General features: G+C 59.7%; 22 protein-coding genes. 14 read left to right on the forward strand and 8 right to left on the reverse strand.

What is annotated here, in order from left to right:
• Positions 1–25: 25 nt before the first annotated feature.
• Complete coding sequence (locus tag ACQR3R_RS25975) at positions 26–367, forward strand: hypothetical protein (RefSeq protein WP_428276761.1); 342 nt, start codon at positions 26–28, stop codon at positions 365–367.
• A 15-nt stretch (positions 368–382) separates the two neighbouring features.
• Here the strand turns inward: ACQR3R_RS25975 and trxA are convergent, their stop codons facing one another.
• The 3 genes from trxA to ACQR3R_RS25990 all read right to left on the reverse strand — a co-directional run bounded on the left by trxA (position 383) and on the right by ACQR3R_RS25990 (position 2,497).
• Positions 383–1,255, reverse strand: a complete 873-nt coding sequence (trxA, locus tag ACQR3R_RS25980; protein ID WP_428276763.1) for a thioredoxin — start codon at positions 1,253–1,255, stop codon at positions 383–385.
• Between the two features lie 124 nt (positions 1,256–1,379).
• Positions 1,380–2,036: a 50S ribosomal protein L11 methyltransferase gene (locus ACQR3R_RS25985; RefSeq protein WP_428276765.1), complete on the reverse strand. Its 657-nt coding sequence runs from the start codon at positions 2,034–2,036 to the stop codon at positions 1,380–1,382.
• Positions 2,033–2,497, reverse strand: a complete 465-nt coding sequence (locus ACQR3R_RS25990) for a hypothetical protein (protein ID WP_428276767.1) — start codon at positions 2,495–2,497, stop codon at positions 2,033–2,035. The genes ACQR3R_RS25985 and ACQR3R_RS25990 overlap by 4 nt, the downstream gene beginning before the upstream one ends.
• 128 nt (positions 2,498–2,625) lie before the next feature.
• On the opposite strand from ACQR3R_RS25990, the gene nrdR reads away from it, so the two are divergent.
• The 12 genes from nrdR to ACQR3R_RS26050 all read left to right on the forward strand — a co-directional run bounded on the left by nrdR (position 2,626) and on the right by ACQR3R_RS26050 (position 11,460).
• Positions 2,626–3,090, forward strand: coding sequence for a transcriptional regulator NrdR (gene nrdR / locus ACQR3R_RS25995; protein ID WP_003228656.1), 465 nt, complete (start codon positions 2,626–2,628; stop codon positions 3,088–3,090).
• Positions 3,087–4,220, forward strand: coding sequence for a bifunctional diaminohydroxyphosphoribosylaminopyrimidine deaminase/5-amino-6-(5-phosphoribosylamino)uracil reductase RibD (gene ribD / locus ACQR3R_RS26000; protein ID WP_428276770.1), 1,134 nt, complete (start codon positions 3,087–3,089; stop codon positions 4,218–4,220). Before nrdR ends, ribD begins: the two co-directional genes overlap by 4 nt.
• A gap of 47 nt (positions 4,221–4,267) precedes the next feature.
• Complete coding sequence (locus tag ACQR3R_RS26005; protein WP_428276772.1) at positions 4,268–4,930, forward strand: riboflavin synthase; 663 nt, start codon at positions 4,268–4,270, stop codon at positions 4,928–4,930.
• Between the two features lie 16 nt (positions 4,931–4,946).
• Positions 4,947–6,038: a bifunctional 3,4-dihydroxy-2-butanone-4-phosphate synthase/GTP cyclohydrolase II gene (gene ribBA / locus ACQR3R_RS26010; protein ID WP_428276774.1), complete on the forward strand. Its 1,092-nt coding sequence runs from the start codon at positions 4,947–4,949 to the stop codon at positions 6,036–6,038.
• Positions 6,039–6,272: 234 nt separating this feature from the next.
• Positions 6,273–6,749: a 6,7-dimethyl-8-ribityllumazine synthase gene (ribH, locus tag ACQR3R_RS26015; RefSeq protein WP_003185938.1), complete on the forward strand. Its 477-nt coding sequence runs from the start codon at positions 6,273–6,275 to the stop codon at positions 6,747–6,749.
• Complete coding sequence (nusB, locus tag ACQR3R_RS26020) at positions 6,746–7,246, forward strand: transcription antitermination factor NusB (RefSeq protein ID WP_428276777.1); 501 nt, start codon at positions 6,746–6,748, stop codon at positions 7,244–7,246. Before ribH ends, nusB begins: the two co-directional genes overlap by 4 nt.
• Before the next feature lie 28 nt (positions 7,247–7,274).
• Positions 7,275–8,240: a thiamine-phosphate kinase gene (gene thiL, locus ACQR3R_RS26025; RefSeq protein ID WP_428276779.1), complete on the forward strand. Its 966-nt coding sequence runs from the start codon at positions 7,275–7,277 to the stop codon at positions 8,238–8,240.
• Positions 8,237–8,740, forward strand: a complete 504-nt coding sequence (locus tag ACQR3R_RS26030) for a phosphatidylglycerophosphatase A (RefSeq protein WP_428276781.1) — start codon at positions 8,237–8,239, stop codon at positions 8,738–8,740. Before thiL ends, ACQR3R_RS26030 begins: the two co-directional genes overlap by 4 nt.
• Positions 8,741–8,762: 22 nt before the next feature.
• Positions 8,763–9,515, forward strand: a complete 753-nt coding sequence (locus tag ACQR3R_RS26035) for a substrate-binding periplasmic protein (protein WP_428276783.1) — start codon at positions 8,763–8,765, stop codon at positions 9,513–9,515.
• A 111-nt stretch (positions 9,516–9,626) separates the two neighbouring features.
• Positions 9,627–10,244, forward strand: a complete 618-nt coding sequence (gene ribA, locus ACQR3R_RS26040) for a GTP cyclohydrolase II (RefSeq protein WP_045057501.1) — start codon at positions 9,627–9,629, stop codon at positions 10,242–10,244.
• Complete coding sequence (locus tag ACQR3R_RS26045; protein WP_428276785.1) at positions 10,241–10,660, forward strand: hypothetical protein; 420 nt, start codon at positions 10,241–10,243, stop codon at positions 10,658–10,660. The genes ribA and ACQR3R_RS26045 overlap by 4 nt, the downstream gene beginning before the upstream one ends.
• Entirely contained in the window at positions 10,660–11,460 is an 801-nt protein-coding gene (locus ACQR3R_RS26050; RefSeq protein ID WP_428276787.1) for a helical backbone metal receptor, read from the forward strand. The genes ACQR3R_RS26045 and ACQR3R_RS26050 overlap by 1 nt, the downstream gene beginning before the upstream one ends.
• A gap of 49 nt (positions 11,461–11,509) precedes the next feature.
• Here ACQR3R_RS26050 and ACQR3R_RS26055 read toward each other — a convergent pair whose 3' ends face one another.
• From ACQR3R_RS26055 to ACQR3R_RS26075, 5 genes are all read right to left on the reverse strand, one after another.
• Complete coding sequence (locus ACQR3R_RS26055) at positions 11,510–13,393, reverse strand: TonB-dependent receptor domain-containing protein (protein WP_428276789.1); 1,884 nt, start codon at positions 13,391–13,393, stop codon at positions 11,510–11,512.
• Positions 13,394–13,531: 138 nt separating this feature from the next.
• A complete protein-coding gene (gene dxs / locus ACQR3R_RS26060; RefSeq protein WP_428276791.1) occupies positions 13,532–15,430 on the reverse strand; it encodes a 1-deoxy-D-xylulose-5-phosphate synthase in 1,899 nt (632 codons plus the stop codon).
• Positions 15,431–15,521: 91 nt separating this feature from the next.
• Entirely contained in the window at positions 15,522–16,409 is an 888-nt protein-coding gene (gene ispA / locus ACQR3R_RS26065; protein ID WP_428276793.1) for a (2E,6E)-farnesyl diphosphate synthase, read from the reverse strand.
• Positions 16,406–16,648 carry an exodeoxyribonuclease VII small subunit gene (locus ACQR3R_RS26070; protein ID WP_007894317.1) on the reverse strand — a complete coding sequence of 81 codons (243 nt, stop codon included), beginning with the start codon at positions 16,646–16,648 and terminating at the stop codon, positions 16,406–16,408. The genes ispA and ACQR3R_RS26070 overlap by 4 nt, the downstream gene beginning before the upstream one ends.
• A 133-nt stretch (positions 16,649–16,781) precedes the next feature.
• The gene (locus ACQR3R_RS26075) at positions 16,782–17,927 is read right to left on the reverse strand and encodes a DUF4172 domain-containing protein (RefSeq protein WP_428276795.1); all 1,146 of its coding nucleotides are present in this window, start codon (positions 17,925–17,927) and stop codon (positions 16,782–16,784) included.
• A 277-nt stretch (positions 17,928–18,204) separates the two neighbouring features.
• On the opposite strand from ACQR3R_RS26075, the gene ACQR3R_RS26080 reads away from it, so the two are divergent.
• Positions 18,205–18,996 carry a DUF2135 domain-containing protein gene (locus tag ACQR3R_RS26080; RefSeq protein ID WP_428276797.1) on the forward strand — a complete coding sequence of 264 codons (792 nt, stop codon included), beginning with the start codon at positions 18,205–18,207 and terminating at the stop codon, positions 18,994–18,996.
• The last annotated feature ends 28 nt before the right edge of the window (positions 18,997–19,024 follow it).

A 19,024-nucleotide genomic window follows, 5' to 3' on the forward strand; every position in this document is an offset into this window, starting at 1 on the left:
GTCAGAAAAATGCGGGAGCAAACTTATGTTGCGGATACGCGGAAACATCGGTGACTGGCCGGTGGATTTGACCCTGGAGCTGGATGACGGCGATTGGGCGCGCCTGGGGGCGCAGTTGCAGGTGGTCAAACCTGAGGCTGCTGCGGTGCCGGCGAAACCGGTTAATCAAGACGAGGCGCTGTGGCAAATCACCAAGGATTTGTTGCGAAAGGCGGGGCAGTTGAGCGGGCCGGATTTGCTTGAGCAACTGGAAGGTCTCACCGGCAGTGCTGCGTCGGGCAAGCGCCTGCTGGTGCGCTTGCGTCATAGCCCTGAAGTGAAAGTGTCGAGCGGCGGAGATACGCCGCTCTACAGCTGGATCGAATAGCCCGACTTTGATCGATTAATACAGCGCAGCAAACAGTTTGCGGCGGTAAGTGGTCACCAGCGGGTGATCGTTGCCCAGCAGTTCGAACACTTGCAGCAAGGTCTTGTGCGGCAAACCTTCGCTGTAGCTGCGGTTACGGATGAACAGTTTGAGCAGGGCATCCAGCGCGGCGTCGTACTGCTGGCGGGCCAATTGCTGAATCGCCAGTTGATACACCGCTTCATCGTCCTGCGGATTTTTCGCCAGCCGCGCCTTCAGATCGGCTGCATCGGGCAAATCCTTGGCCTGGCCCAGGAACTGGATCTGCGCCTTGGCACCCGCGAGAGCCGCTTTGTGCTCATCACTTTTTACTGCATCGAGCACGGTTTGCGCTTCACTGAGTTCGCCACGCTCGGTCAGGCAGCGCGCGTACAGGATCAGTGCCTTGGCATTGGTGTTGTCTTCACCCAACAGCACTTGAAGAATGGCTTCGGCGTCGGCAAAACGGCTCTCGTCGAACAACGCTTGTGCTTGCTCAAAAGGGTCCGCTGCTGCCGGAGGCGGCATTTGCACGTGCGGTTCAAGCATTGCCCGTACCGCGGATTCCGGTTGAGCACCGGCAAAACCATCGACCGGCTGACCGTCCTTGAACAGTACAACCGTCGGCAAGCTGCGAATGCCGAAGCGGGCAACGATGTCTTGCTCAAGATCGCAATTGACTTTGGCCAGCAGCAACTCGCCCTGATAGCTCTCGGCGATGGTCTGCAGCAGCGGCATCAGCACTTTGCACGGCGCACACCATTCGGCCCAGAAATCCACCAGCACCGGTTTGTGGAAAGAATTCTCGATCACCGACTGGTCGAAATCGGCAGTCGTAGCGTCGAAGATGTACGGCGTTTCCTGACTCATGGGGGATCTCTTGGAAGCGTGAATGAGGCAACTATACGGCTTGGTGGGGGCATCCGGAAGCGGGGTGGCCGTTGATGATGTGTTGTCTGGCGGTGCGACGATTCGACTTGTTCGCGAAGCTTTTTTAGCCGCGTCGTGCGTGGTAGAGGCTCACGTGCCGAAACTCTTCAGGTTCGGCCAGATCCGGCAGCGTCATCGCCTCCAGCATTTCAATGCGCCGGTACAACGGGTGACGAAAATCCCGAACCCGTGAATCGGCCACCAACGCCTCTTTGCCTCGGCTCAAAAACGCATCGAGCAGGGGAAGATTTGCCCGATCGTAGAGCACATCGGCCACCAGAATCAGATCAAAGCGATCAGCCTCGGCGAAAAAATCAGTTGAATAGCCGAGGTGCACATCGTTGAGCTGCGCATTTGCCTCGCAGGCCGCAATCGCCAGCGGGTCCAGATCACAGGCCACCACTTCCAGCGCTCCGGCTTTCACGGCAGCGATCCCCGCGACACCCGAGCCGGCGCCGAAGTCCAGCACACGCTTGCCTTTGACCCACTCCGGAAATGCGGCCAGGTAACGCGCCACTGCCAGACCGCTGGCCCAGCAGAAACTCCAGTACGGCGGCTCATGCAGAATTCGCCGGGTTTCTTCGGGGCTGAACGCGCGGTCCATGTTATCGCCGTCAATCAGCCACAACTTGAGCTCGGTGTCCGGCAGCTCGCAGGCAATCAGCTGCGCATCACCCAGCAACTCACCCAACGCCTGTTGCAGGTCAAGCGGTGCAATCATGGTGCTTTGACAAACTGCAGCTGACCCAGCGCCTGGGTGGTGGGCTGCGTGATGGTCTGGGACGGCAGGTGCAAAATCAGCTGGCCGGACTGGCTGGCGCGACCACGCAGTTCGACGCGGGCGCCGACCGGGAACGAATCCGGGTTGAAACGCAGGTGGAACGGCAGAATCTGATTGGTGCCGATCAGGCTGGAACTGGCCAATAACTGCTGCGGACGACTTTTGTCATCGATCACCAACAGCGCGAGTTCGACCTCGGCGCCGGCCGGCACACCCTGCAAGGTGCCACTCAATTCGCGTTGATACGCGGGCAGCGGACCGAGGTCAGCCGATTCCTTGGCTTTTTTCTGCGCCGCTTGTGGGGCAGGCCCGGGCGTCGGCGGCTGAGGCTTGGGCGCATCGCTGCCACAGGCCACCAGCAGGCTGAAAAGACTGAGCAATACGAGCGGTTTCAGGGACATTTTCGGCTCCAGCAAGGTGACATCCATGGATCAATCTATATAGCCCGTCTGTATACCGTAAAGCCTATGGCTTGTCTTGCCACGGGGATGCGCTACCATGGCCCTCCCTTTTTTTGTTGCCTGCCACCATGCACTGTCCCTTCTGCGGTGCCAACGACACCAAGGTCATCGACTCGCGTCTGGTCGCCGAGGGCGAACAGGTGCGCCGCCGGCGTGAATGCCTGGCCTGCGGCGAGCGTTTCACAACGTTCGAGACTGCTGAACTGGTGTTACCGCGCCTGATCAAAACCGACGGCAGCCGTCAGCCGTTCGACGAAGAAAAACTCCGCGCCGGCATGCAGCGTGCCCTCGAGAAACGTCCCGTCAGTGTGGAACGCCTCGAATCGTCGCTGGTGCACATCAAACACAAACTGCGAGCTACCGGTGAGCGCGAGGTCAAATCCCTCGTGGTCGGTGAGCTGGTGATGGCCGAGCTGCAGAAGCTCGACGAAGTCGCCTACATTCGTTTCGCCTCCGTGTATCGGCGCTTCCAGGACCTCAACGAGTTCCGTGAAGAGATCGATCGTCTGGCCCGTGAGCCGGTGAAAGAATGATCACCACCCCGGAACAAGCCATCCTTGACGCCCATTACATGGCCCGCGCGCTGGAACTGGCGCGCAAAGGTCATTACACGACCCACCCCAACCCGCGAGTCGGTTGTGTGGTCGTGCGTGACGGGCAGATTGTCGGCGAAGGCTGGCACGTCCGCACGGGTGAGCCTCACGCTGAAGTGCATGCTTTGCGCGCCGCTGGCGACAAGGCCCGTGGCGCCACTGCCTACGTCACCCTCGAACCTTGCAGTCACCATGGCCGCACACCGCCCTGCGCCGATGCGTTGGTGAATGCTGGTGTTGCGCGCGTGGTCGCGGCGATGCAGGACCCGAATCCGGAAGTCGCCGGTCGCGGCTTGCAGCGCTTGGCCCAGGCCGGGATCGCCACCGAAAGTGGGGTGCTGGAACGCGAGGCCCGTCTACTCAACCAGGGCTTTCTCAAACGCATGGAACATGGCTTACCGTTTGTGCGGGTCAAATTGGCGATGAGCCTTGATGGGCGCACCGCGATGCAGAACGATGAAAGTCAGTGGATCACTGGCCCTGCAGCACGTTCGGCGGTGCAACGACTCCGCGCCCAGGCCAGCGTGGTGCTGACTGGCGCCGACACGGTGCTCGCCGATAACGCCCGTTTGACCGTTCGTGCCGATGAATTGGGCCTGGACGCCGAACAAACGGCGCTGGCCATGAGCCGGCCGCCACTGCGTGTGCTGATCGACGGTCGACTGCGGGTACCGCTCGATGCGCCGTTTTTCAAGGCTGGCCCGGCGTTGGTCGCCACGTGCATGGCCATTGAAGAGCAACACGCCAACGGCCCTGAATGCCTGATTGTTGCCGGCGAAGATGGCAGGGTCGACTTGCACAAATTGCTGATTGAGCTGGCCCATCGCGGCGTCAACGAAGTGCTGGTCGAGGCTGGCCCGAGCCTGGCTGGCGCTTTTGCCCGGCAAGGTCTGGTGGATGAGTTCCAGATTTTCATCGCCGGCAAGTTCATGGGGTCCTCGGCGCGGCCGTTGCTGGACTGGCCACTCGCACACATGAAGGATGCGCCTGAGCTCACAATCACTGAAATTCGCGCGGTTGGCGATGACTGGCGGGTCACTGCCATCCCTTCGCCAGCAGCGAGCGTATAATTCCCGGCCATCGCTATAGCGCTGGCTTTGTTCTCGAGGAGGACTCCATGTTTACCGGCATCATCGAATCCATCGGCAGTATTCGTGCATTGACCCCAAAAGGCGGAGATGTGCGGGTCTACGTAGAAACCGGCAAGCTCGATTTGAGCGACGTCAAACTGGGCGACAGCATTGCGGTAAACGGCGTATGCCTGACCGCGGTCGAGCTGCCAGGCAACGGCTTTGCAGCGGACGTCAGCCGCGAAACACTTGACTGCACCGCCATGAATGACCTGAAAAGTGGCAGCCCGGTCAACCTGGAAAAAGCCCTGACCCCCACCACGCGCCTCGGCGGGCACCTGGTGAGCGGTCACGTCGATGGCGTGGGCGAAGTGGTTACCCGCACCGAGAATGCCCGTGCCGTTGAGTTCCGCATTCGTGCACCGAAGGACCTGGCCAAGTACATCGCTCATAAAGGCTCGATCACCGTCGATGGCACCAGCCTGACCGTGAACGCGGTCGATGGCGCCGAATTTTTGCTGACGATCATTCCGCACACCCTGAGCGAAACCATCATGGCTGCCTATCAGCCAGGTCGCCGGGTGAATCTGGAAGTGGATCTGCTGGCACGTTATCTGGAACGCCTTCTGTTGGGCGATAAGGCCGCAGAGCCAACTTCCAGCAACATCACTGAAAGCTTTTTGGCCCAAAACGGCTACCTCAAATCCTGACTCAAGGGGGTGCCTTGTGGCGCTCAATAGCATCGAAGAACTGGTTGAAGACATCCGCCAAGGCAAGATGGTCATCCTTATGGATGACGAAGACCGCGAGAATGAAGGCGACCTGATCATGGCCGCCGAGTGCTGCCAGGCTGAACACATCAACTTCATGGCCAAGCACGCCCGTGGCCTGATCTGCATGCCGATGAGCCGTGAGCGCTGCGAACTGCTGAAGCTGCCCTTGATGGCACCGCGCAACGGTTCCGGTTTTGGTACCAAGTTCACTGTTTCCATCGAAGCGGCCACCGGCGTCACCACCGGCATCTCCGCCGCCGACCGCGCACGCACGGTGCAGGCTGCTGCCGCGAAAGACGCCAAGGCTGATGACATCGTCAGCCCGGGCCATATTTTCCCGCTGATGGCTCAGGCCGGCGGCACCCTGGCTCGCGCGGGTCACACTGAAGCTGCCTGCGACCTGGCGCGCATGGCCGGTTTCGAGCCAAGCGGTGTGATCTGCGAAGTGATGAACGACGACGGCACCATGTCCCGTCGCGCCGAACTCGAAGCGTTTGCGGCCGAGCACAACATCAAGATCGGCACCATCGCCGACCTGATTCACTACCGCATGATCCACGAACGTACCGTTCAGCGGATTGCCGAACAGCCACTGGACAGCGAACTGGGCCAATTCAACCTGGTGACTTATCGTGATTCCGTGGAAGGCGACGTGCACATGGCGCTGACGCTGGGCACCGTTTGTGCTGATGAACCGACGCTGGTTCGGGTGCACAACATGGACCCGCTACGCGATTTGCTGATGGTCAAACAACCGGGCCGCTGGAGCCTGCGCGCCGCCATGGCCGCAGTCGCCGAGGCTGGCAGTGGTGTGGTGTTGCTGCTCGGTCACCCGCTAGATGGCGACGTGTTGCTGGCGCACATCCGTGAAACGGCGGACAACACTGCGGTTAAAAAACCGACCACGTACAGCATCGTTGGTGCCGGTTCGCAGATCCTCCGCGACCTCGGTGTGCGCAAAATGCGCCTGATGAGTGCGCCGATGAAATTTAATGCGATATCCGGTTTCGATCTGGAAGTTGTAGAATACGTGCCCTCCGAATAACGGCTGGTTGTTTTCTGCATTGTTGACCTAGATCCATTGTGGTGAGGGGATTTATCCCCGTTGGGCTGCGTAGCGGCCCCCGTTTTGGGACTGCTACGCAGTCCAACGGGGATAAATCCCCTCACCACAGGGTGTAAGTGAACGGCAATGCGGTATATCCGGCCTGGTATTCGTGGCTAATATCACTAACGGATGCGTAGAAAACGCGTCCCGGCTCTTTAAGAGATCTAACGAATGACCCTGAAGACCATCGAAGGTACCTTCATTGCCCCTAAAGGCCGCTACGCTTTAGTAGTAGGCCGTTTCAACAGCTTCGTTGTTGAAAGTCTGGTCAGCGGTGCAGTTGATGCCCTGGTTCGCCATGGCGTGAGCGAAAGCGACATCACCATCATCCGTGCGCCTGGCGCCTTCGAAATCCCGCTGGTTGCGCAGAAAGTTGCTCAAAAAGGCGAATATGCAGCAATTATCGCCTTGGGCGCGGTCATTCGTGGCGGTACCCCGCACTTCGAATACGTGGCTGGCGAATGCACCAAGGGCCTGGCCCAAGTGTCCATGGAATTCGGCGTGCCGGTCGCTTTCGGCGTGCTGACCGTTGATTCCATCGAGCAAGCCATCGAACGCTCCGGCACCAAGGCCGGTAACAAAGGTGCTGAAGCAGCCCTTTCCGCTCTGGAAATGGTCAGCCTGCTGGCGCAGTTGGAGGCCAAGTGATTAGCGACGATAGCGATCGTTTCAACCCGCGCGATCCAAAGCCTGCGGATGCTGGCAAGCCATCGAAAAGCGTCAAGCGTCGCGAAGCCCGTCAGCTCGCGACTCAAGCGCTGTACCAATGGCACATGGCCAAGCAGTCGCTGAACGAGATCGAAGCGCAATTCCGGGTCGACAACGATTTCAGTGATGTCGATGCTGCCTACTTCCACGACATCCTGCACGGCGTTCCGGCTCATAAACCGGAAATCGACGCTGCCCTGGCGCCATGCCTGGACATCACCATTGATGAGCTCGACCCGGTTGAACTGGCCGTTCTGCGCTTGTCGACCTGGGAGCTGATGAAGCGTGTCGATGTGCCTTACCGCGTTGTGATCAACGAAGGTATCGAATTGGCGAAGGTTTTCGGTTCCACCGACGGCCACAAATTCGTCAACGGCGTACTCGACAAGCTGGCCCCGCGTCTGCGTGAAGCTGAAGTGAAGGCGTACAAGCGCTAATCGGCGCTTGTACTGTCGGCACGCAGCCATGGGCGAGTTTGAGCTGATCCGCAATTTCTTCGCCGCCGCGCCTTGTGCGCAGGGTGGCGAAGGCGTTGCACTGGGCATCGGTGACGATTGCGCCTTGCTCGCTGTTCCCGCCGGGGAGCAGTTGGCGATCTCTACCGACACACTGGTTGCCGGTGTGCATTTCGCAGACCCGTGCGACCCGTTTCTGCTCGGCCAGCGCTCGCTGGCCGTAGCGGTCAGTGATTTGGCGGCCATGGGCGCCACTCCCATTGCCTTTACCCTTGCCCTGACCTTGCCGACGGTGACCGCCGATTGGCTGGATGCCTACGCCCGTGGTTTGAACGTCATGGCCCAAAGCTGCAGTGTGGCGTTGGTGGGCGGTGACACCACGCGCGGGCCGTTGAGCCTGACGGTGACCGTTTTTGGTCGTGTGCCGGCAGGTCAGGCACTGACACGTAGCGGGGCGCAACCCGGTGATTTGCTGTGTGTTGGTGGTGAACTGGGCAATGCTGCTGGCGCGTTGGGCCTTGTTCTCGGTCAGCGGACTGCTGAAGCGAGCATCGCCGATCCGCTGGTCGCTCATTACTGGTCACCGCAGCCGCAATTGGCGTTGGGTCAGGCGCTTCGTGGCAAAGCGACGTCAGCGCTGGATATCTCCGATGGCCTGCTCGCCGATTGCGGGCACATTGCGCTCGCCTCGAAGGTCGGTATTCAGATTGAGCGGAGTAAGCTGCCTTTATCGGCGGCATTAGTGGCGTTCCTCGGCCAGTCGGGCGCCGAAGAGGCCGCCCTGAGCGGTGGCGACGACTATGTGTTGGCCTTCACCTTGCCGTCCGTCGAGTTAGCGCCGATGCTGGCCGACGGCTGGCCGATCCATGTGGTCGGTCAGGTCGTGAAGGGCCAAGGTGTAGTGCTGCTGGATGCCGACGGGCAAGATATCACCCCGCAAACACGGGGCTACCAACATTTTCGGGAGACACCGTGACAGATCATCCCAAGCAGGTTCCGGCGGAATTCGTACCGCCATCGGTCTGGCGCAATCCGTGGCATTTTCTGGCATTCGGCTTCGGTTCGGGCACCTTGCCAAAGGCTCCGGGCACTTGGGGTTCGCTGGTTGCGCTACCCTTCATCCCGTTGTGGCAGATGCTGCCCGATTGGGGCTACTGGCTGATGCTGGGCATCACCATGCTGTTCGGCTTCTGGCTGTGCGGCAAGGTAGCCGATGATTTGCGAGTGCACGACCACGAAGGTATCGTCTGGGACGAAATGGTCGGCATGTGGATCACGCTGTGGCTGGTGCCGGAAGGTTGGTACTGGCTGCTGGTCGGGTTTTTGATGTTTCGTTTCTTCGACATCCTCAAACCGTGGCCGATTCGCTGGATCGATCGGCATGTTCACGGTGGTGTAGGCATCATGCTTGATGACGTTTTGGCCGGGGTGTTCGCCTGGCTGGCGATGCAAGGGCTGGTTTGGCTGTTCGCCTGATTGATTTGGTGGAGGACTATGGATGGCTCGACGCTGGTTGATTTTATTGGCTCTGACGGTGTTCTGTTCAGTTGTTCGCGCGCAAGACGCGCCGCCGCCGTCGGTTATCTACCTGGCCAGCGAAGACTGGGAAGACTACACCGCAGCTGATGGCCATGGTCTCGCGTGGGATGTACTGCGCGAGGTTTTTGAGCCGGTCGGCGTCAAACTCAACATTCGTACCGAGCCCTACATGCGTTCCGTCGGCTTGGCGCAACGTGGCGAAGTTGACGCGTGTGTCGGCAGTTATCGTGATGAAGTCAGCGATCTGCTGTACCCGCGCTGGAATTTCGACACCGATCACATCTATGCCTTGGGCCTGGCCAGCACTCCGGCGCCCACCACGCAAACCATCGGTAACTACAGGTTGGCCTGGGTGCGCGGCTACAAGTATCAGTCTTACCTGCCCAATGTCACTCGCTACAACGAAGTCATCCGGCGCACCGGGATTTTGTCGATGCTGCTTCACAACCGGGCCGACTTCTACATTGATGCGCTGACTGAAGTCGAATACGTCGCCAGCCATGCCAAAGACCCGTCCCTGTTCCGTCGTACGCACATTGCCGAGTTGCCGTTATACCTGTGCTTTGCCAATAACCCGGAGTCCCGCAGGTTAATGGCATTGTTTGATCAGCGCATGGAATTGCTGGTGAAAAGCGGCCAGTTGAAACCGGTCTTCGAGCGCTGGAAGCAACCTTATCCATTTGGCGACAGCGGCGAACCTGCCGGTCAGTGATCAAACTTTTTGATCGTTATGGCCGATAATTCAGCCTAAGCGTCTTCGGGAAGCTGCTGTTACAATGCCGCGTCTGCGAATCTCCAGTACTTATTGATCAGGAGCACACCGGTGCCTGTCGTTTTTGTCGCCGCTTCCAAGCTGCCCACACCTTTTGCGCAATTCACCATGCACGGCTTTCTCGATGAAGAAAACGGGCGCGAGCACGTTGTGCTGAGCCTGGGTGAGTTTGACGATGGTGCCCCGGTACTCGGCCGGTTGCACTCTGAATGCCTGACCGGCGACGCTCTGTTCAGTCAGCGCTGCGACTGCGGTTCGCAACTCGAAGCGGCGTTGCAAGCCATCGCACGCGAGGGCCGTGGGGTTCTGCTTTACCTGCGTCAGGAAGGTCGTGGCATTGGTTTGCTGAACAAGATCCGCGCTTATGAACTGCAGGACGGCGGCGCCGATACCGTGGAAGCCAACGAACGTCTGGGTTTCGCTGCTGACCAGCGCGATTACGCAATGTGCTTGCCGATGCTCGAACATCTGGGCGTTAAATCGCTGCGGTTGATGACCAACAACCCACGCAAGGTCAAAGCTTTGACCGACATGGGCATCGTGGTTGCCGAGCGCGTGCCGCTGCACACCGGCCACAATCCGCACAACAAACTCTACCTGGCCACCAAGGCCAGCAAGCTCGACCACATGATGGGTAACGAGCATCAGGGCGAGGCAGACCGCGCGTGACTCGCGGGCAAGTGCGGCGGCGACTGTCCGTCAGTTGGTGGCAATACCTGGCGCTGGCCTTGTTGCCACTGCTGGTGATCAATGGTGTTTTTGGCCAGAGCGAGCCGATCGTGCCGGTGCTGGCGATGCCGTTGTTCATCGCAGGTGTGGCGTCGATGTTTGTCAGCCTGAAGTTTTTTGGTGGCTACAAGCACGCCCTGATTGCCACGCAAAAAGCCCTCGATACGCCTGAAGAACCTGCCGCCTGGATTAACCTGGCCGCCAAGCGTCGCACGGCGTTTCTGGCTGCAGGTTTGCCTGCCTGGATCGGTGCGCTGGCGGTGTTCGTCGGCCTCGAAGCTGTGCCACTGGTGCTGTTGGCGCTGTCGACCACGGTGCTGTTCTACCTCTACCGTATCCCGCGTCAACTCGGTTGATGCTTCGTCTGTGGCTGGCGGGTTTGCTGTTGGCCGTCACGGGTTCGGCTTTCTCGGTCGAGCGAGTCGTCAGCCTTGCGCCGTCGTTGTCCGAAATCGTAGTTGAACTGGGTTCGGCCGATTTGTTGGTTGGCGTGCTCGATGCGGGTGAGCGTCCGCCTGAAATCAAGGACCTTCCTTCCGTCGGGCGCTATGGCCAGTTGGACATGGAGCGGCTCCTTAGCCTCAAACCTGATTTGTTACTGCTTTGGCCCGGCAGCGTTGCGCCGGCTCAGCGCGAGCAACTCAAACGATTGAACATTCCCACCTACGTCGCCGAGCCGCACAACCTGCAACAGCTGATGGCGCAAATCGAAGAGATTGCCGCGCAATTGGGGCGGGCGGAGCGGGGTGCCTCATTGGCTGCAGACTTGCGTCAGCGTCTGGATGCATTGCGCCAGCGCTACCGACGAGCAGAGCCGTTGCGGGTGTTTTACCAAGTCTGGGATCGGCCGTTGTACACCGTGGGTGGCGGACAAATCATCAGTGATGCGCTGCAAGTGTGCGGTGCCCGCAATGTGTTTGCCGACCTGACATTACCGGCGCCGCAGATTAGCGTGGAGGCAGTGTTGCAGCGCAATCCGCAAGTGATTCTGGCCAGCGATCAATCGCAGCTCGATGCCTGGAAAGCCTGGCCGCAGGTGGCAGCGGTGGCGCAGGACCGATTGCTGCTTGTGGCGGACAAAGGCCTGGAGCGGCCCAGCGGGCAGATGATCGAGGCGACTGCCAAGCTGTGCCAGTTGATCGCCCCCGAACGTTGACCCGTGGCGAGGGGATGAATCCCCTCGCCACGGGTGACTGCGCCAGTTTTTATATTTCCGGCGTCCAGGTTACCCCGAACATCCAGGCCCGACCTTCCTCGCGATACCCGTACTGGCTGCCGTCGTAGCTGTACAGCGCCCGGCTGTAACCTTTATCCAGCAGGTTATCGACCTTCAGCTCAAGCTTGATCTCACGGTTCAGCTCCCAACTGCTGCGCAGCCCCAACAGTGCGTAACCACCTAGCGGTTGCTGATTAGCCTCGTCGTCATAACTGCTGCTGACTGCCTGCCAGCTAGCACCGACGCCCAGCCGATCAAACTGTCGGTCCAGGTCCATGCTCAACGTTCGTCGTGCTCGTCGGGCCAATGTATGGCCGCTGTTGCGATCTTGCGGGTCGATGATCGCCAGCCCCAGATTACTCTGCCAGCCGAACAGTTCTTGTTTCAGCGCCGCTTCAACTCCATTGATTCGTGCTGACGCCACGTTCTGCGGCCGTGAGTTGCTGCCGAAGATAATCGCGTCTTTCAGGTCTGTACGGTACAGCGAGGTTTCCAGTCGACTGCTGGCAGTCAACTGGCTGCGCCATTGCAGTTCGTAGCTTTTCGACGTCTCTGGCTTCAAGTCCGGGTTGCTGAAGTCCGGGTAGTACAAGTCGTTGAAGGTTGGCGCCCGAAAGCCTTCGCTGTACGTCAGCAAGACATCGTTGTCCGGGTTCAGCGGCAGGGTAAAGGTGCCGCTCCAGCTGTTTTGCCCGCCAAATTGCTGATTCTGGTCGCGACGCAGGCCGAGTTCGGTGGAGAAACTGTCGGCTCGATAACGGTGTTGGATAAACGCTGCGCGGTTCCAGCGGCTGTCTTCGTCAAAAGGCGTGCTGCTGTTGACACGATCTTCGTACCAGTCGCCACCCATGATCAGGCTGTTGCGCTCGCTGAGAGTCAGGTCGTTCTGCCAGTTCACCGAATCGCGGTAGGTGTTGAACACGCTGCGTTCGTCACTCAGTTTGTCGACAGTCTTCTCGCGGTTTTCGCTGTGGCCGAATTCGATTCGGGTGTTCCAGGCATCGTTAACCCGGGCGTCAACGTAACTGCTGATGCTGCTGACGTCGAAGTCACTGTAAGGCTGCTGTTGGACCGATTCGAAGGTGTCCATGTCGAAGCGGCCGAACGGGTTGTCGAATTCACTCTTGCCTCGGTTATCCAGCAGGTTGGCGCCGATTTCGATGTCATCGCTCAACGCGTGGCTCAGGCTCAGGCTGATCGACTTGTTGCGGTATTCGTCATGATCGCCGTCGCTGGGATACGACTCATGGGTGCGATTGATGCCCGCCGTTTCATCGAGGCTGGCACCGAGGTTAAAACGGGTTTGCTCGTCACCGCCCGACAGCCCGAGACTGCGCTCCCATGTCTGGTTGCTGCCAAAACCCACATGCAGGCGAGGTTGCAAGCCTCCTGCATCGCCTCGACGGGTGAAAATCTGAATCACGCCGCCAATCGCATCGCTGCCGTAAATGACCGAACGCGAACCGCGTAACACTTCTACGCGCTCCACCTGTTCGATGTTGATGTGTTGCAGGTTGCTGTCGCCGGAAGTGGAGTTGCCGATGCGTTGACCATCCACCAGCACCAGGCTCTGCGCCGATTTGGTCCCTCGGATGTAAATCCCCGGCAGACTGCCGCGCCCGCCGGTTTGCCCAACTTGCACGCCCGGCACCCGGCGCAGAAGGTCAGTGACGCTGCCAGGTTGCAGTCGATCAATGTCATCGCGGGTGAATACGGTGTTGGCGGCGCTGCTGTCATTGCGTGCCTCAACCTGGCGATTGGCGCTGATCAGCACGTCGGGCAGCTTTAGCGCTTGATCGCGTTCGAAGGTGTCGGCCAATAGCGGGCTGGCTGGCAGCAGAAGGAAAGGCAAGGCGAGGCGGGACAGGTTCATCGACAGTCCATTGGTATTTCACGGGTATACACATCAAATGTGGGAGCAAAGCTGCTCGCGATAGCAGACTGTCAGTCAACATTTGAGTCGACTGACAGTCCGTTATCGCGAGCAGGCTCGCTCCCACAGGGGGCGCGTTTAGATATTCAGGAGTTGCAGACGCTGGCGTACCGATGACTCGATCCCGGCTTCATCCAGCCCGCATTCGGCCAGCATCTGTGCCGGTTTTGCGTGTTCGACGTAAACGTCGGGCAAGCCGAGGTGCAGTATCGATTTGAGAATGTTTTCACGCGCGAGGAACTCGCTGACTGCGCCACCGGCGCCGCCCATGACCGCGTTTTCTTCGACGGTCACCAGCAGCTCATGGCTGCTGGCGATTTCACGCACCAGCGCTTCATCCAGTGGTTTGACGAAACGCATGTCAACCACGGTCGCATCCAGCGTTTCGGCAACCTTCATCGCTTCGGCTAATTGCACGCCGAATACCAGCAAGGCCACTTTTTTGCCCTGGCGGCGTACAACGCCTTTGCCGATTTCGATCGGCTCCAGGTCTTTTTCGATGGTTGCATTCGGGCCGTTACCACGCGGGTAACGCACTGCCGCCGGGCCGCTGTACAGGTAACCGGTGGTCAGCATCTTGCGCAGTTCGTTTTCGTCGCTAGGCGTCATCACCAGCATGCCGGGGATGCAACGCAAAAACGACAGGTCGAAACTTCCCGCGTGCGTCGGGCCGTCTTCGCCGACCAGGCCTGCACGGTCGATGGCGAACAGCACGTCGAGGTTTTGCACCGCCACGTCATGCACAAGCTGATCGTAACCGCGCTGCAGGAACGTCGAATAAATCGCCACCACAGGTTTGGCGCCTTCGCAGGCCATGCCGGCAGCGAGGGTGACCGCGTGTTGCTCGGCAATCGCCACGTCGAAATAGCGCAGCGGGAAACGCTCGCTGAAGGCCACCAGGTCGGAGCCTTCCTTCATCGCCGGGGTAATGCCGACCAAACGTGGATCTGCCGCTGCCATGTCGCACAGCCACTCACCGAACACGCCGGAATATTTCGGCCCACTGGCCTTCTTGGGCGCAGCGGCGGGAGCGTCCACTGGTTCCAGTTTGGTGATGGCGTGGTAACCAATCGGGTCAACTTCGGCCGGGGCGAAGCCTTTGCCTTTTTTGGTGACGATGTGCAGGAACTGCGGGCCTTTCAGATCACGCATGTTGCGCAAGGTAGCGATCAGTGTTGGCAGGTCGTGGCCATCGATCGGGCCGATGTAGTTCCAGCCAAGCTCTTCGAAGAGTGTGCCGGGCACCAGCATGCCTTTTGCGTATTCTTCGGTGCGACGAGCGATTTCCCAGGCGCCAGGCAGGCGTGAAAGCACCTTTTTGCTGCCCTCGCGCATGCTCGCGTAAGTGCGGCTGGAAAGGATTTTCGCCAGGTAGTTCGATAGCCCACCGACGTTGCGCGAAATCGACATGTCGTTGTCGTTGAGAATGACCAGCATGTCGGCGTTCACTTCCGGCGCATGGTTCAGCGCCTCGAAAGCCATGCCTGCGGTCAATGCACCGTCGCCGATCACGGCGATCGCCTTGCGATCACTGTTTTGCAGGCGGGCGGCAATGGCCATGCCCAGCGCAGCGCTGATCGAGGTGCTGGAGTGGCCTACACCAAAGGTGTCGTACTCGCTTTCGGAGCGGCGCGGGAAGGCAGCAATGCCGTCCTTCTGGCGCAGTGTGCCCATGCGCTCGCGACGGCCGGTAAGGATTTTATGCGGATAGGCTTGATGACCCACGTCCCAGACGACGCGGTCGTCCGGGGTGTCGAAGACGTAATGCAACGCAATCGTCAGCTCGATGACGCCCAGGCCGGCACCGAAATGCCCACCGGTCTGACCGACCGTGTAGAGCAATTCCAGGCGCAACTCATCAGCCAGGGTTTCCAGCTCGGCTTCGCCTAACCGGCGCAGGCCGTCCGGCGTGTTGGCGCGGTCGAGCAGGGGCGTGGTCGGGCGCTTGCGGGGAATCTCATGAAACGTCGTGGGCATCAGGCGAATCGTTATAGGTATAGAAGAGGCGGCAGTTTACCTGATGCTTCGCCCCCTGCCCACGCGTTGCTATTTTTTGGCGAATACGCTGTCAGCTGCGGCGTTCGACGATATAGCGGGCCAGATCGCGCAAAGGCTCTGCCGCCGCGTCAAACGGTCGCAGCGCGTGCAGGGCCTGATCGCGCAATTCCAAAGCGTAAGCCTTGGCCGCCTCCAGGCCGAGCAGGGCCGGGTAAGTCGGCTTGTCGCGGGCAATGTCGGCGCCTTGGCGTTTGCCGAGGGTTTGGGTATCACTTTCGACGTCTAGAATGTCGTCCTGCACCTGAAACGCCAGGCCGATGGCTTGGGCGTAGGTCTGCAGGGACTTCAACTCATCTTTCTCGGCGCGGCCGCTGGCCAGGGCGCCGAGCTTGACGCTGGCCTCGATCAGCGCGCCGGTCTTGTGCCGGTGCATGGTTTCGAGGGCTTTTTGATCGAGTTTCAGACCGACCGAACCCAAATCAATGGCTTGACCGCCGACCATACCTGCCGGGCCCGCTGCCGCTGCCAATGCACTGACCATCAGCAGGCGGATGTCAGCGTCTGTGCCGCTCAGGCGTGGGTCGAGCAGCGCACTGAATGCCAGGCTCTGCAAGCCGTCGCCGGCCAGAATGGCGCAGGCTTCATCGAATTTTTTATGGGTGGTTGGCTGGCCGCGACGCAAGTCGTCATCGTCCATTGCCGGCAAATCGTCGTGCACCAGCGAATACGCGTGAATCAACTCCACCGCGCAGGCTGCGCCGTTGGCTTGTTCAGGCTTGCCGCCCAGCGCTTCGCAGGCCGCATAGGCCAGCAGTGGACGCACGCGTTTGCCGCCGTTCATCACGCTGTAGCGCATGGCTTCGTAAAGCCTTGCCAGTTCCGGGCGTGGCGCATTGAACAGGGTTTCCAGTGCAGCATTGACGCGGGCCTGGCTGGTCGCCGAATACGCTGCAATCATTCTGGCTGGTCCGCGTCGAAGGGTTCCTCGGCCAACTCTCCATCGCGCTCAAGCAGCACTTGCACTTTCTGCTCGGCCTGAGCCAGCGCTGCCTGGCAATCGCGGGTCAGACCAATGCCTTGCTCGAAAGCGGTCAGCGAGTCTTCCAGCGACAATTCGCCGTTCTCCAGTCGCTCTACCAGCGTTTGCAGGTCAGCGAGGGATTGTTCGAAATCCAGTGCAGCTTTTTTGCGGGCCATGGCGGCTATTTCCGGTTGACGTTAAACCGGCGCGACACTAGCAGACATGGGGGTTATGGGCAAATGAGCGAACACTTTCAGACCTGTTCCAGTGGCATTGCCACAATCCCAAAGGTAAGTGTGTTGCAGAAGGTCAGTGCGTTAATTGATCCGGATAACTGATCTGGTAGCGCGTACTGCGGCCGCCACCGGGAAGGCGCCTCAGACAGCCCTTTTCCATTAGCTCAGCCAGATGACGAGTAGCCGTCGCCTTGGATACCTTCGCCACAGCCTGATACTGCGCCGCGCTGATTCCTTGTTCGAAACCCCGCTCACCGCCATCCAGCAAGCGGTTCAGCACTTTGGTCTGCTCTGCCTTCAACGCCGACCCCCGGTGGGCCTGCCAGAAGCGTGCCTTGCCCAGCACGGATTCAATCCGGATCATGGCCTGCTGCAAGCTGCGCAACAGGGTTTTAAGGAACCACTCCAGCCATTCAGTGATATCGGTCGTCGATTTCTGGCTGCTTTCCAACACTCGATAATAGCCCGCGCGATCCTCAAGAATGCTCGCCGACATCGCATGGAAACGAACGGCCTGCGCCTCACCCTGCGCCAGCGCCAAGTCGGTGAGCGTGCGCGTCAGACGACCATTGCCGTCGTCGAAGGGATGCAGGGTAACGAACCAGAAATGCGCGATGCCGGCCCGCAGCAATGGATCGAGCCCGTCCTGATATTGGCTGGCTTCAAACCACGCAAGGAAGGTGTCGAGTTGTTGCTGCAGGCCAAGGCGAGGCGGTGCTTCGAAGTGAACAGTCGGCCTGTCGAGACGCCCTGAAACCACTTGCATCGCCTCATCATCGCGCAATGCGCCGACATGAATGGGCCGGGCAGCAAGGTCCGATTCAGGGGCCGGAAACAGCCATTCATGCCATCTCAGCAAGCGCTCCAGCGTCAGGGGCTGCGCAGCGTGCTGAGTGGCATCGAGAATCAACTGCGCCAGCCCTTCGCTAATTTGGCTGACGTGATCGCCATCGAGCTGTTCCAGCCCCAAACGCCGCGCCAGCGAGGAGCGAACCGAGCCGACATTCAGCGTTTCACCCTCGATTGCCGAAGAGGTCACGATATTCTGTAATAGCGCGTCCAGTTCGCTCTGCGCATTGAGTGAGCTGCCGACAGAACTGGTCATGCCCATCAGCCGGCCGTGTGCCTGCACACACTCGCGCAATAACGGCGCCAAGCGTTCGGCTTGCCAGTTGAAGTTCGGCCAGTCTGGCTGTAGCCAGATCCAGTGAGGTGCCATGAATTCGGGTGCTCCAGGGGCGGTGAGCCGAATAATAGTCCTATTCGGCTCATTTCGTGAGCCGAATAACCCCGCTAATCGGCTCACACCCAACAATCCTCGTGATTCTCACCACAAATCAGGACGTATTTGATTGTTTAAAAACCGTCAAATCGCTAACCTTCGCGCCTTCTACGGCCCATTAGTCACGGGTCTTTCTGACGAAACACAGGTGTTTGCACTGTGATGCGCCGAGGATCGGGCGCAAGGTTTCGTCATGCATGGCAGGAGGCGTCACATGCGTTGGTTTCTTTCACTGCTGATAATGCTGGTCTGGGCCTGCGCTGCCTGGGCCGGGCCTTCGGCCGAGTTGTCGGAGCCGGTTGGCGGCTGGCGCTACAACGGCCTGCTGGACCGCAGTGAAAACCCTCGGGTCGCCTACCCGACGCCGCCCATCGACCGTGGCGTACAGCGCAATCGCACGATGATCGAAGGCCAGCTCAAAGCCATTGGCACGCAGCGCGGGCCGCACACGTTGGCGGTCAACGGCAATCCGCTGAACCTGTATACCGACGACCAGGGGCGTTTCGCCCGGCCGTACGCGTTTGGGGCCGGTTCCAACAGCGTTGAAGTGCGCAGTGCCGAAGGCAAGTCCCTCAAGCGAGTCCAGTTCTATGAAGCCAACAATCTGCGCACGCCGGCGCGAATTCGTGTGGTGCTGGGTTGGGACGATCCGAAAGCCGAGCTCGACCTGCACATTATTACTCCCGACGGCCAGCATGCTTTTTTCGCGCATACGGCGTTGACCAATGGTGGCGGCCTCGACCCGGACGGCGTTGATGGCCCTGGCCCGGAAATGTTCACCATGACCGCGCCGCTGCATGGCACCTATCTGGTTTACGTCAACTATTGGGGCAATTTCGGCAGCGAAGGCTATAACTTCGATGAGACCAGCAACCAGAACGAGGTCATCACCTCGCAAATCAATCTGGTGCTCAATGAAAACACCGTCGACGAAAAACGCGAGACCTTCATCGTGCCCCTACGGGCCATCGGTGACCTGTTGCTGGTCAAGACTTTCAACTATTAAGCATCCCGCACCACGGATGAATTGGGCG

This window comes from Gordonia sp. IEGM753 (assembly GCF_050321825.1).
GTDB lineage: Bacteria > Pseudomonadota > Gammaproteobacteria > Pseudomonadales > Pseudomonadaceae > Aquipseudomonas.